This is a genomic window from Rhizobium sp. P44RR-XXIV, assembly GCF_001999485.2.
Taxonomy (GTDB): domain Bacteria; phylum Pseudomonadota; class Alphaproteobacteria; order Rhizobiales; family Rhizobiaceae; genus Rhizobium.
Map to the genome: position 1 here is coordinate 1 of NZ_MPVZ02000023.1, position 13,052 is coordinate 13,052.

10 protein-coding genes and 1 riboswitch are annotated in these 13,052 nt (G+C 62.2%); of the genes, 5 read left to right on the forward strand and 5 right to left on the reverse strand.

Annotation, left to right across the window (positions count from 1 at the left end; translation table 11 throughout):
- The 4 genes from BSK43_RS02830 to BSK43_RS02845 form a co-directional block, all read left to right on the forward strand.
- On the forward strand, positions 1-355 hold a 355-nt coding region (locus BSK43_RS02830; RefSeq protein WP_136686692.1), incomplete at its 5' end, for a GntR family transcriptional regulator.
- The gene (locus BSK43_RS02835) at positions 352-1,383 is read left to right on the forward strand and encodes an SIS domain-containing protein (protein ID WP_077470517.1); all 1,032 of its coding nucleotides are present in this window, start codon (positions 352-354) and stop codon (positions 1,381-1,383) included. The genes BSK43_RS02830 and BSK43_RS02835, both read left to right, overlap by 4 nt.
- Entirely contained in the window at positions 1,383-2,540 is a 1,158-nt protein-coding gene (gene nagA, locus BSK43_RS02840; protein WP_077470516.1) for an N-acetylglucosamine-6-phosphate deacetylase, read from the forward strand. Before BSK43_RS02835 ends, nagA begins: the two co-directional genes overlap by 1 nt.
- Positions 2,541-2,563: 23 nt before the next feature.
- Entirely contained in the window at positions 2,564-3,292 is a 729-nt protein-coding gene (locus BSK43_RS02845) for an SIS domain-containing protein (RefSeq protein ID WP_077470515.1), read from the forward strand.
- Positions 3,293-3,387: 95 nt separating this feature from the next.
- Here BSK43_RS02845 and BSK43_RS02850 read toward each other — a convergent pair whose 3' ends face one another.
- The 5 genes from BSK43_RS02850 to BSK43_RS02870 form a co-directional block, all read right to left on the reverse strand.
- Positions 3,388-6,567, reverse strand: a complete 3,180-nt coding sequence (locus tag BSK43_RS02850) for a multidrug efflux RND transporter permease subunit (protein ID WP_077470514.1) — start codon at positions 6,565-6,567, stop codon at positions 3,388-3,390.
- Complete coding sequence (locus BSK43_RS02855; RefSeq protein WP_077470513.1) at positions 6,564-7,745, reverse strand: efflux RND transporter periplasmic adaptor subunit; 1,182 nt, start codon at positions 7,743-7,745, stop codon at positions 6,564-6,566. Before BSK43_RS02855 ends, BSK43_RS02850 begins: the two co-directional genes overlap by 4 nt.
- Before the next feature lie 313 nt (positions 7,746-8,058).
- Positions 8,059-9,888 carry an ABC-F family ATP-binding cassette domain-containing protein gene (locus tag BSK43_RS02860; protein WP_077470512.1) on the reverse strand — a complete coding sequence of 610 codons (1,830 nt, stop codon included), beginning with the start codon at positions 9,886-9,888 and terminating at the stop codon, positions 8,059-8,061.
- A 2-nt stretch (positions 9,889-9,890) separates the two neighbouring features.
- Complete coding sequence (locus BSK43_RS02865; protein WP_068389905.1) at positions 9,891-10,544, reverse strand: thiamine diphosphokinase; 654 nt, start codon at positions 10,542-10,544, stop codon at positions 9,891-9,893.
- Positions 10,545-10,617: 73 nt separating this feature from the next.
- Entirely contained in the window at positions 10,618-11,145 is a 528-nt protein-coding gene (locus BSK43_RS02870; protein WP_077470511.1) for a MarR family winged helix-turn-helix transcriptional regulator, read from the reverse strand.
- A gap of 166 nt (positions 11,146-11,311) precedes the next feature.
- Between BSK43_RS02870 and BSK43_RS02875 the strand changes: the two genes are divergently transcribed.
- A complete protein-coding gene (locus BSK43_RS02875; protein WP_077470510.1) occupies positions 11,312-12,847 on the forward strand; it encodes an MDR family MFS transporter in 1,536 nt (511 codons plus the stop codon).
- A gap of 70 nt (positions 12,848-12,917) precedes the next feature.
- Positions 12,918-13,034: riboswitch (TPP riboswitch) on the forward strand.
- Positions 13,035-13,052 lie beyond the last annotated feature (18 nt).

A 13,052-nucleotide genomic window follows, 5' to 3' on the forward strand; every position in this document is an offset into this window, starting at 1 on the left:
CGAACCCGTGCTGCGGCTCGACCGCCTGCGCCTGGCCGATGGCCAGCCGCTTGCCATCGAGCGCGCCGTCGTTCCCATCAAGTTCCTGGGCGAAGATGCCATATCCGAAGGCTCCCTCTACGATGCGCTCGCCGCCCGGGGGTACAAGCCCGTGCGCGCGCAGCAGAGGCTGACGGCCGTGACGCTGGACCCCACTTCCGCATCGATCCTGACCGTCAAGGCCGGGGCACCCGCGCTCCTGATCGAGCGCGTCTCCCGCCTCGCGGACCAGCGCGTCGTTGAATATACCCGCTCGCATTATCGCGGCGATGCCTATGATTTTGTTGCTGAATTGAGAATTGGAGATGACCTATGAGCGAGACCCAGTCCCTGATGCTGACGGAAGCCGGCCAATCGCCCGAGGTGGTTGCGACGCTGCTTGAAAAGGAAAAACCTGCTTTCGCCGAAATCGCGAAGCTCTTCTCCTCGGGCCGTCCGTCGCTGATCACCACGGCAGCGCGCGGCTCTTCCGACCATGCCGCCACCTTCTTCAAATATCTGTTCGAAATCTCCTGCGGCATCCCTGTCGCCTCTGTCGGCCCGTCGATCGCCTCGGTCTACGGCGCGCCGCTTCACCTGAAGGGCGGCATTCACTTCACGGTATCGCAGTCCGGTGGCAGCCCCGACATCATCGCGCTGCAGGCCGCCGCCAAGAAGGGCGGCGCCACCACCATCGCCGTCGTCAACGTCACCGATAGCCCGCTTGCCAACGAGGCCGACATCGTGCTCGGCCTCAACGCCGGCAAGGAACAGAGTGTCGCCGCCACGAAATCCTTCATCGCCTCGGTTGCGGCTCTTGCCGGCGTCACGGCAACGATCTCGCAGGACAAGGCGCTCACTGCCGGCCTCGCCAACCTGCCGGAAGCACTCGCAGCAACCTCCGGCATCGATGGCACGGCAGCCGAAGATGTGCTCTTCAATGCGTCCTCCCTCTATACCGGTGGCCGCGGCCCGGCTTTCGCCATCGCACTCGAAGCCGCGTTGAAGGCCAAGGAAACGGCCGGCCTGCATGCTGAAGCCTTTTCGCTGGCGGAGTTGATGCATGGCCCGATGCGCCTCGTGCAGCCGGGCTTCCCGATCGTCGCCTTCTCGCCCGACGACGCTGCCTTCGCCAATAATGCCCAGGCGCTCGAGCGCCTGCAGAAGCTCGGCGCGACAGCCGTCTCCTTCTCGACCGCGCCGCTTGCCGGCATCAACGTGCGCATGCCCAGCACCGGCAACGGCCTGCTCGATCCGCTGGTGTCGCTGCTGTGCTATTATCGCCTCATCGAGTCGGTGACACGTCGCAAGGGATTCAACCCAGACAAGCCGGCTAACCTTCTCAAGGTAACGGAGACCATGTGATGGACTACAAGGTCTTTACCGGCGCCCGTATCTTCGACGGCGACCGGTTTCACGAGGACAGCGCGCTGGTGATCGGTAATGGCCGCATCCATGCCATCACCAGTGTCAACGATGTGCCTGATAATGCCGAAACGATCCAGCTGAAAGGCGGCGTTCTCTCTCCCGGCTTCATCGATGCGCAGGTGAACGGCGGCGGCGGCCGCATGCTGAACGACGAACCCTCACCCGAATCCATGTATCTGATCGCCGACGGGCATCGGCCCTACGGCACCACTTCGCTGCTGCCGACGCTGATCACCGATGTCGCGGCCGCGACAACGGCAGCCATAGAGGCCGCAATCGAGGCGGTGAAAGCCAATCGCGGCGTCGCCGGCCTGCATCTGGAAGGCCCGCATCTGGCGCCGGCCCGCAAGGGTGCGCATCTAGCCGAGCTGATGCGCCCGGTCGAGGACAGCGACGTCAGGACCTTCATCCGCGCCCGCGAGGCAATCGGCACGCTACTGGTCACCATGGCGGCCGAGCAGGTGACGGAGCGGCAGGTGCAGGCGCTCGCAGAAGGCGGCGTCATTGTCAGCATCGGCCATAGCGATTGCACGGCGGAAGCAGCGGATGCCCGTTTCGACGCCGGCGCCCGCGGCGTTACCCATCTTTTCAACGCCATGAGCCAGATGGGCCATCGTGCGCCGGGCCTCGTCGGCGCGGCCATTGACCACCCTGCCCCCTGGTGCGGCATCATTGCCGACGGCCACCATGTCGATCCGATCGCGCTGCGCGTCGGGCTGCGCGCCAAGCGAGGCGAAGGACGGCTATTCTTCGTCACGGATGCAATGTCGCTCGTCGGGACGGATCTTCCGAGCTTCACACTGAACGGCCGCACCGTCTATCGCACCAAGGGCGGCTATTGCTCGAAGCTGACGCTGGACGACGGCACGCTTGCCGGCTCCGACGTCGATATGGCCTCGACGATCCGCTATGGCGTCAATGTCCTCGAGCTGCCGCTGGCGGAAGCTCTGCGGATGGCGACATCCTATCCTGCCCGCTTCCTGCGCCTGACGGATCGTGGCCACCTGACACCCGGAACCCGTGCCGACCTCGTCCATATCGACGACGGCATCGAAGTCACGGGAACATGGATCTCGGGCCAGCCTTCGGCCTAAAACACTCGAAAAGGAGGCGCGGCATGAGCGCAGTCACCGACAGCTATTTCTCCGCCCTTATCGGCCGGCTGGAAACCTTGCGCGAAACGCTTGCCGAGCCGATGTCCAGAGCCGCAGCCGCCATCTGCACGGCGGCACGCGCCGATCGTCGCGTCTATGTCTTCGGCACCGGCCATTCGCATATGCTGGCTGAAGAGGTGCACTACCGCGCCGGTGGCCTGGCCTTCACCATCCCCGTGCTTGTGGGATCTGCCATGCTGCATGAGGGCGCTGTCATCAGCTCGGTCTATGAGCGCACGGAGGGCCTTATCCGCCCGGTCTTCGAGCGGTACGGCATGCAGCCGGGCGATGTGCTGATCATCGCGTCCAATTCGGGCGTCAATGCCGCGCCGATCGAGGCGGCCGAGTTCGGCCGCGAAATCGGCGCCACCGTCATCGCCATTACGTCGTTCGCCTATTCGGCGGCGATTGCCAATGGCCGGCGGAGGCTTGCCGATATCGCTGATATCGTACTGGACAATGGCCTACCGCCGGGCGACGCCATCATCGACCTGCCAGGCACGGAGCTGAAGGTCGGCCCGGCATCGACCGCCATCGGCACCACAGTGCTGAACGCCATCTTCGCCGATGTCGCTGCCGAGCTCTGCAAGGATGGCGAGCCGCCAGTTTACCTCAGCGCCAACATGCCGGGCGCCAAGGAGATCAACCAGCGGCTGGTGAAAAAATACCGACCGCGCAACCCGCATCTCTAAAAGGTGCGCGGCGGTTTTCCGTCCGGAATTGCATGAAAACAGACGATTGGACCGGCTCAGCCATCCTATGGAAAGCTGAGCCGCTCTTGCTGATGTTATTGCGCGGCCGCGTCTGAGGCTGATGGCTCTTCGGCAGTGGCCTCCACCTGCTTGCGCCGACGACGCAGCACGACGTAGAACACCGGGGTCAGGAACAGGCCGAACACTGTCACGCCAAGCATGCCTGAGAACACCGCCGTGCCGAGTGACTGGCGCATCTCCGCGCCAGGTCCGGTGGCGATCATCAGCGGCACGACGCCGAAGATGAAGGCGAAGGCCGTCATCAGGATCGGGCGCAGACGTAGATGGCTGGCCTCGATCGCCGCCTCCACCGCACTCTTTCCTTCCAGCTGCGCCTGCCGGGCAAACTCGACGATCAGGATCGCGTTCTTGGCCGCAAGGCCAATCAGCACGATCAGGCCGATCTGCGTCAGGATATTGTTGTCCATGCCTCTAATGTAAACCCCGATCAATGCAGCGAGCACCGCCAGCGGCACGATCAGGATGATGGCGAGTGGCAGCGTCCAGCTTTCATACTGGGCCGCAAGCGCCAGGAAGACGAAGATGACCGACAGGGCGAAGATATAGACTGCCGTATTGCCGGTATTTCTTTCCTGATAGGCAAGTTCCGTCCATTCGAAGGTTGTGCCCGCCGGCAACAGGTTCTTTGCCAGCCCTTCCATGGTGTCGAGCGCGCTGCCCGTCGAAACGCCCGGCCCCGGATTGCCCTGGATGGGAACCGAGACATACATGTTGTAGCGCTGCACGAGCGCCGGCCCTGTCGTATCCCGGATATCGACGAGCGTTCCAAGCGGCACGAGAGCGCCGGTTGCGGAACGAACTTTCAGTGCCAGGATATCTTCTCGGTCCATGCGATACTGCTGGTCGGCCTGTGCCCGCACCTGATAGACGCGGCCAAAGGCGTTGAAGTCGTTGACGTAGGATGTGCCGAGGTTGATCGACAGCGTCTCGAAGATATTCGGGATCGGCACATTCAGCGCCCGCGCCTTGTCGCGGTCGATCGCCAGGAAATATTGCGGGCTATTGGCCGAGAAGGTGGTGAAGACGCCGCTGACGCCCTTATTCTGCGCGGCAGCGCCCATCATCTGATAGGCGAGCGGCAGGATACGGCGCATATCCGGATTTTCCCGGTCCATGATCTGCATCTTGAAGCCGCCGGAATTGCCGACGCCGCGGATCGATGGCGGCGGAATGGCGATGATGAACGCCTCCTGGATACCCTGGAGGCTGCCATAGAGCTGGCCGATGATCTTCATGGCGCTTTCGCCGCTCTTCAATCTCTCCTCGAAGGGTTTGAAGGGCGTGAAGATGACGCCGGAATTCGAGGCATTGGTGAAGGTCGCACCATTGAAGCCGGCGAAGGCAACCGCATTTTCGACGCCAGGCGTCTTGTTGATGATCGCCGTCGCCTTCTCGATGACGGCGTTGGTGCGCGCCAGCGACGCGCCATCGGGCAATTGCACGACGACGATGGCATAACCCTGGTCCATGGTGGGAACGAAGCCCTGCGGCACGATCCTGCCCATGTAATATGTCGCACCGAGCAGCCCGACGAAAACCAGAAGAGCGCAGCCAAGCGCGACCCAGGTCGTCACCAGATGGCGGATGATCCAGGAATAGCCCCGGCTCATCGACTCGAAGCCCCGGTTGAAACCGTCGCCAAGAGCGCGGCCGAAACGCGAGGCAATATTGTTGGATTTCTTGTGATCATGCGGACGCAGCACGATCGCCGCAATCGCCGGCGAGAGCGTCAGCGAATTCAGGCAGGAGATCGCTGTTGCAATGGAGATGGTCACCGCGAACTGCCGATAGAATTGCCCCGTTATGCCCGGAATGAAGGCGGTCGGCAGAAAGACCGCGATCAGCACCAGCGAAATCGCCAGAACCGCGGTGCCGACCTCGTTCATCGTCACATGCGACGCCTCCTTCGGCGTCATCCCGAGCGCCAGATTGCGCTCGACATTCTCGACCACGACGATCGCGTCGTCGACGACAATGCCGATGGCAAGCACCAGACCGAACAGCGTCAACATATTCAGCGAGAAGCCGAAGGCGAGCAGGAAGGCGAAGGTGCCGATCAGCGACACCGGAATGGCGATGATCGGAATGATTGCCGTCCGCCACGACTGCAGGAACACCAGCACGACGATGGCAACGAGCACGGCCGCCTCGAAGATCGTCTTGTAGACCTCGTTGATCGATTCCGCGATGAAGTCTGTGGGATTGTAGACGATGCGATATTCGAGCCCTTGAGGGAAATCCTGCGCGAGACTCTGCATCGTCTTCTGGATATCGGCAGCAGCATTGAGCGCATTGGTGCCGGGACGGGCAAAGATGCCGAGTGCAACCGCCGGATTGCCGTTCAGATAGCTGTTGGTGACGTAGTCCTGAGCGCCGAGCTCGATACGGGCGACGTCCTGCAGCTGCACGAGCCGGCCGCTATCCGTCGCCTTGACGATGACATAGCGGAATTGCCGCGCATCGGAAAAGCGCCCCTGCGTCGTCACCGTATATTGAAAGGCATTGGTGCCCGACACCGGCGGTCCGCCGATCGAACCGCCCGAAACCTGCACGTTCTGATCCCGCAACGCCTGGACGATATCGCCTGCGGTCATGCCATAGGCGGCGAGCTTTTCCGGATCGAGCCAGATGCGCAGCGAATATTGCCGCTCGCCGAAGAGCTGCACATCGCCAACGCCGTCCAGACGGACAAGCAGGTCGCGGATGCGCGTGCGGGCATAGTTGGAGATATAGAGCTGGTCGTAGCGATTGTTGGGCGACAGGAGATGCACGACCATCATCAGGTCGGGCGAGCTCTTGACCGTGGTGATGCCGATGCGGCGGACATCGTCGGGGAGCCGCGGCTCGGCGATGGCGACGCGGTTCTGCACCAGCACCTGCGCCTTGTCGAGATCGGTACCGAGCTTGAAGGTGATGGTCAGCGCCATCGAGCCGTCCGCGCTGGAATAGGAGGACATATAGAGCATGTCCTCGACGCCGTTGACTTCCTGCTCGATCGGCGTTGCTACCGTATCGGCGATCGTCTGGGAATCGGCGCCTGGATAGGAGGTGCGCACCACGATTGTCGGAGGCGCGACCTCAGGATACTGCGCCACCGGAAGCTGAAAATAGGCAATGCCGCCGACGATCAGCAGCACGATGGAGAGAACCGACGCGAAAATCGGCCGGTCGACGAAAAAATGGGAAAACCTCATTGATCCGTCCCCTGTGCATCCGCCTGCGCAGGCGGCTCGTCGTTCGTCGCTTCCTGCGGCAGCTCGATCAGCTGAGGCGCAACCTTGACGCCAGGCCGGACGCGGATCAGCCCGTTGACGATGATGGTCTCGTCACCGGTCATGCCGTCACGGATGACGCGGTAGCCATAGAGCTTCGGCCCCAGCCGCACGGATTTCGGCGTGACGTTGCCGGCCGTGTCGACGGTATAGACCACCCGCTGGTTCTGATCCGAGCCGATGGCTTCGTCAGGCACCAGGATGGCTTTGTAGCTGTTGGACCCCTGCACCTGGACGCGCCCGAACAGGCCGGGCTGGAGAATGAGATTGGGGTTCGGGAAGGTGGCGCGGACACGGATTGTGCCCGTCTGATTGTCGACGCGGTTTTCGGCGAAGTCGAGCTTGCCCTTGAAGGGCTTCTGCTTGGAATCGGCGATCGTCACCGTGACATCGAGGCCGCCGCCGCCCTGCTGCAGGGCGCTGCCGTTCTTACGCGCCTGATCGGCATAGGAAAGCAGCCGGCGTTCATCGACGTCGAAATAGAAATCGATCGGGTCAAGTGACACGATGGTCGTGAGGATAGTCTGGTCGGCCTGCACGAGATTGCCGACTGAGATCAAACGCCGGTCGATCCGGCCGCTCAGCGGTGCGGTGATCTTGGTGAAATCCATATCGAGATTGGCGCGATCGACGGCTGCCTGGGCGCCGCGAACATTCGCCTGCGCGGACAGGAGGTCGCGGCGGCGGTCATCCAGCGTCGAGGCCGACTGACTGCCCGTCGTAGACAGGGATTCCGTCCGCTTGAATTGCGCGTCGGCGAGCGTCAGCGACGATTTCGCCACTTCGAGCGAAGCCGTCGACTCGTTCAGCGTGGTGATGAACGGCCGCTGGTCGATGACAAAAAGCAGGTCGCCCTGCTTGACCATGGTGCCGTCCTTGAAGTGCACCTCCTGCAGATAGCCGCCGACCCGCGACCGTACCGAGACCTCATCGACCGCCTGGAAGCGCCCGATGAATTCGTCGCTATCGATGACGTCGCGAACGACGGGCTTGGCGACCGTCACGGGCGCAGCCGGCGGCGCGCTTTGCGCCAAAGCCTGAGCACCGGAAAAAACGGCAATAACACAGCTGAACAAAATGGAACGCGGCAGCACCGGCATGAAGGCCCCCTCGGAAAACCGCGGACAGCAAGGAGCGCCGCCGCGTTAAGCGATCACGAAATTTGCTTGCTACTTTCTGCGAAGGACCCGTCGCCATCAGGCGAAATCCAATCAGGTCTCTTCGGACTTCCCCAACATGCGCCACGGGCCGCGGTGGCCCGGGGGTATCAACCGGCTCATGGTCCGGCAACATGGGTTAATGTATAAACGGTTTATTGGATTCGACAACAGGGAATGAGGCGGTAGCGACACAGCGCAACCTTTTGTTTTTTCTCATATAGATGAACGCGCATAGGATGAGCAGATCCGAGCCTCAGCTCTCGAGTTCCTCACGCAGCATTTCAAGCTCCAGCCATTCCTCTTCCATCCTGGTCAGGCCTTCGCGCAGCTTTTCCATCTCGGCCGCAAGACGATTGAACGTCGCAGGATCCTTGGTGAAGAGGTTGGGATCGGCCATTTTCTTCTCGCGGGCGGCGATCTCTGCCTCCGCCTTGGCCATGTCTTTCGGCAGGTTCTCCAGCGCAAATTTCTGCTTGTAGGAAAGCTTAGCCTTGCCCTTCGAAGCATCGGCGGCGGATGCCCCGGCCTCGGCGGCCTTCGGCTTTTCCGCAGCCTTTTCCGCGCGTTTGCGTTCTTCCATCGCGCCCTTGCGCTGGGTCAGCATGTCGGAATAGCCGCCTGCATATTCGATCCAGCGGCCATCAGGCTCTTCCGGATTGGCAGGCGCGATCGTCGAGGTCACTGTGCGGTCGAGAAAGTCACGGTCGTGGCTGACGAGAATGACAGTGCCGGAAAAGCCGGCAACGATTTCCTGCAAAAGGTCGAGCGTCTCGATGTCAAGATCGTTCGTCGGTTCGTCGAGAATGAGCAGGTTCGTCGGCCGCGACAGGATGCGCGCCAGCATCAACCGGGCGCGCTCGCCGCCGGAGAGGTTCCTGATCGGCGTGCGGGCCTGTTCCGGCTGGAACAGGAATTCCTTCATGTAGCCCGTCACATGCCGCTGCTCGCCATTAACCAGCAGGTTTTCGCCGCGACCGTCGGTGAGGTAATTGGCAAGCGTATCCTCCGGATCAAGCTCCTCGCGCTTCTGATCGAGCGTTGCGATCTCCAGATTGGTGCCGAGCTTCACCGTGCCGCTATCGGGTTCCAGCTGCCCGGTCAGCATCTTCAGAAGCGTCGTCTTGCCGGCACCGTTCGGGCCGACGAGGCCGATGCAATCGCCGCGATGGACGCGGATCGAAAACGGCGAGACGATCACCCTGTCGCCATAGGTCTTGGTGATCTTGTCTGCCTCGATCACCAGCTTGCCGCTTTCCTGTGCATCGGACGCAGCCGCCTGCACGGTGCCGAGAGCGCCTCTATGGCCGCGATGGCGCGAGCGCATGTCCTGCAATTCGCCAAGGCGGCGCATGTTGCGCTTGCGCCGCGCTGTCACGCCGTAGCGCAACCAATGTTCTTCTCGCTCGATCTGCTTGCCGAGCTTGTGCTGTTCCAGCTCCTCGGCTTCCAGCACCTGGTCGCGCCATGCCTCGAAATGGGCAAAGCCCCGGTCCAGCCGGCGCGAGGTGCCGCGGTCAAGCCAGACCGTGGCGGTCGAAACCTTTTCGAGGAAGCGACGGTCGTGCGAGATCAGCACGAGAGCGCTGCGGCTCTTCTGCAATTCGCCTTCCAGCCATTCGATGGTCGGCAGGTCCAGATGGTTCGTCGGTTCGTCGAGCAGCAGGATATCCGGCTCCGGCGCCAGAACGCGGGCCAGAGCCGCGCGGCGGGCCTCGCCGCCCGAAAGATTGTTCGGATCTTCCTCGCCGGTCAGGCCGAGATGCGAGAGCAGATACGTGACACGATAGGGATCATCGCCCGGCCCGAGACCGGCTTCCGCATAGGCGGCCACGGTCTTGTAACCGGCGAAATCCGGCGCCTGTTCGAGATAGCGCACGGTCGACGACGGATGGCGGAATACCTCGCCCGACTGCGCTTCGACCATGCCGGCGGCGATTTTCAGCAGCGTCGACTTGCCGGAACCATTGCGGCCAACCAGGCAGATCTTGTCACCCGGCTCCACCTGCAGCCCGGCGCCGGCCAGAAGGGGCGCGCCGCCAAAGCTCAGGAAGATATCGTCGAGTTTCAGAATAGGAGGGGCCAAGATCAGACTCCGGTAAGATCATAAGGGCGGGCAAGAACGATCGCCCTGCCGCTGCCGAGCGAAAAGCGCACAGCACCTTCCGCCACATTGGAAATGGTGCGCGACGCGCCGAATGGCAGGTGGAAGTCGCGCAAGGGATAACGGGCATTCTCGATGAAAAGGCCCGTCAGGTCGCTGAAGCCGAGCACCGAAAACAGCGAGCCTTGTGGCAGCGCGATTTCCATCTGCCCGGGAAGAAGCGGAACCGCTTCCTCATCACCGGAGGTCAGCAGCACATCAAGGCCCTGTTCGGCAAGGCGAACGCCGTAGAGCAGATGCTGGATGGCATGATCCGAGCGCTCGCCGCCCATCGCGCCTGCCAGGATCAGCCTGACGGCGCCGCGATCGATCGCCTCAGATACGGCAATCTCGCCATCGGTTGCAGCCTTGGCGGCCGGATAGGGCTGCTTCGGCACGCCGGGAAAAGCCGCAAGAAGATCGGCAGGCGTCGAGTCGAAATCACCCACCCACAGTTCCGGTTCGACACCGAGCGCCAAGGCATGGCGCATGCCGCCATCGGCCGCGATGAAACGGCTGCCGGAAACGGCAGCGCGCAATCGGTCCGTCAGGCGAAGCTCGCCGCCGAGCAGGATGGTGAAGGTGGTGGACTGGCTCATGCGCCAAGCCCATAGCGCAAAGTCATATCCTTAGGGAAGAGCGACGGCCGCAAGAACCGCCCATGCGGGCCGCTCAGTCGGCGGTTTCCGTGAGCCGGGTCTGGATAACGCTTTCATAGCCCGTGACATAACGGTCGAACAACAGCGAGAAACTCGCGATGTCCTCAGGAGACCAATCGGCAAAGATGCTGCCGATGATGGAGTATTTTTGTGCCTGGATTTCCGACAACAACCGCTGCCCGAGCGCGGTGAGCACCACGACGATGCGCCGCGCATCGGCCTGGGATGCCTTTCGCCGCAACACGCCGCGCGCCACCATGTCGGCAACGATGCGGCTCGCCCGCGACGGATCAATGCGCAACACTTCGGCGATCGTGCCGACCGTCACCTCGCCCGTGGCTTCGGCACGTCTCACGACGTCGAGAACGTCAAGATGCGAAAGCTCAAGCCCTGGGGCAACGTTCTGAATGGCGAGCCTGCCGATCATGCGGCGGCCGGTCAGCAGGCGCATGCGCGTCATCGCCTGACCGATCAGCAGGAGATCCTCGTCTTCGGTCAGCGGCGGGGCTTCAACTTCACGTGTATTCGTCGCAGATGTCATCTTTCCACCATATCAGAGGCGGAAAGGAAATAAAACATGCAAACAGCATTCACCTGTCATTGACAATTATATGCTAATAGCACATATGTTTCCCATATGAAACCGGGGCGACCCGCGCATTCGTTCGGCTGCGCAGCGTTTCGGACAAGCTCGGATACCCTGTTCCATGGACATGCAGACAACATTCGCGCCGCTCGTGACGGATCCCAGGCGGCGGCTTATCCTTTTCCTGTTTCTGATGACTGCCATGTTCATGGCAACGCTGGATAACCAGATCGTATCGACGGCACTGCCCACCATCGTCGGCGAGTTCGGGCATCTCGAGCGCTTCGGCTGGATCGGCTCGGCCTATCTTCTCTCGCTTTCGGCCGTCATGCCTGTCTACGGCAAGCTCGGCGACCTCTTCGGCCGCAAATATGTGATGATGACGGCGATTGCGATCTTCACCGTGGGCTCCGCCGTCTGTGGCCTTGCCGTGTCGATGAACACGTTGATCGCCGCCCGTGTGTTGCAGGGCTTCGGCGGCGGCGGCATCATGGTGTCGATCTTCGCCGTCAATGCCGACCTGTTCGAACCGCGCAAACGCGCCCGCTATCAGAGCTATTCAAGCCTCGTACTGATGGCTTCGGGTGCCATCGGCCCCGTTCTCGGCGGCACGATGAGCGATCTGTTCGGCTGGCGCTCGATCTTTCTCGTCAACGTCCCGATCGGCTTCGTCGTGCTGGCTGGTCTCGCCACCATGCTGCCCTATCGCAAGCCGAGCCGCCGGCCAAAGATCGATTATGCCGGCGCGCTGGTCCTTGCGCTGACGACCACAAGCATCGTGCTGGCCGCAGACGGCACCGAACTCTTCGGATCGCTGCTGTCGCCGCAATGTCTCGGCATCATCGCCTTCGGTGTTATCTGCGCGATTACCTGGGTCTTCATCGAACGCCGCGCGCCTGAGCCCATCGTTCCGATGACTCTCTTCCGCAATCCGACATTCGGTCTGCTTCTGATCATCTCGATCACCAGCGGTGCCGTTGCTATCGGCATGGTCAACTATTTCGCACTGTTCCTGCAGACGACAACGGGCCTGTCGCCTTCGATGGCCGGCCTGCTGTTCATCCTCCTGACCGGCGGCCTCGTCTGCGGCTCGCTTTCCGCCGGCCGGTTGATCGCGGCAAGAGGTCGCTACAAGCCCTTCGCGGTTGCTAGCGCCGCCTGCAGCACCATTGCATTCGCTTCGCTGGCCTTCGTCCATGCCGGCACCCCCATCGCCCTCATCGGCGGCCTGATGCTGCTGCACGGCATCGGCATCGGCCTTGCGCAGCAGGTGCCCGTCATCGGGGTACAGAACGCTGCCGGTGCCCGCGACATCGGCGCCGCCACCGGCGCCGTCACGCTGTCGCGCATGGGCGGCGCCTCGATCGCCATCTCCATCTACGGCGCCATCATAGCGGCCAAGCTCGGCAGTGTCGGTGTCTCGATCGCAGGTGTTTCCGACATCGAGGAACTGACGCCGAAGATGATGGCGGCCTTGCCGGAAGCCACGCGCGAGGCCGTCGCCAATGCCTATGCAGGCGCCTTCAGCCCGCTGTTCATGACGGCCGCCGGCATTTGCCTGCTCGGTCTTCTGACATCGCTGACATTGAAAAACGTGCAACTGCCCGGCACGACAAAGAAATTCGAAAGCACTGTCAGCGCCGAAGCTGCCGAATAGGTCGCGCAGCCTGCAATCGACAGGGGAATCATTCCCCTTGTCATCCCTTCGTCACAAGGCTAAATCTGCCGACGCTCTAACGGGGTGCCTTATGTCCTTTCGGACATCTGGCTGAGAGGCTTTCACCAGCCAACCCGCGGAACCTGATCCGGCTAACACCGGCGGAGGGATTAGACGCGTGACGAAATCATAGCGCCCTTTTCCC

What these genes read in the sequence shown, in the direction of transcription:
- nagA (WP_077470516.1), top strand. Translation starts at nt 1,383, where the DNA reads ATGGACTACAAGGTCTTTACCGGCGCCCGTATCTTCGACGGCGACCGG.
- BSK43_RS02865 (WP_068389905.1), bottom strand. Translation starts at nt 10,544, where the DNA reads ATGAGCCAGTCCACCACCTTCACCATCCTGCTCGGCGGCGAGCTTCGC.
- BSK43_RS02870 (WP_077470511.1), bottom strand. Translation starts at nt 11,145, where the DNA reads ATGACATCTGCGACGAATACACGTGAAGTTGAAGCCCCGCCGCTGACC.
- BSK43_RS02855 (WP_077470513.1), bottom strand. Translation starts at nt 7,745, where the DNA reads ATGCCGGTGCTGCCGCGTTCCATTTTGTTCAGCTGTGTTATTGCCGTT.
- BSK43_RS02835 (WP_077470517.1), top strand. Translation starts at nt 352, where the DNA reads ATGAGCGAGACCCAGTCCCTGATGCTGACGGAAGCCGGCCAATCGCCC.
- BSK43_RS02850 (WP_077470514.1), bottom strand. Translation starts at nt 6,567, where the DNA reads ATGAGGTTTTCCCATTTTTTCGTCGACCGGCCGATTTTCGCGTCGGTT.
- BSK43_RS02875 (WP_077470510.1), top strand. Translation starts at nt 11,312, where the DNA reads ATGGACATGCAGACAACATTCGCGCCGCTCGTGACGGATCCCAGGCGG.
- BSK43_RS02845 (WP_077470515.1), top strand. Translation starts at nt 2,564, where the DNA reads ATGAGCGCAGTCACCGACAGCTATTTCTCCGCCCTTATCGGCCGGCTG.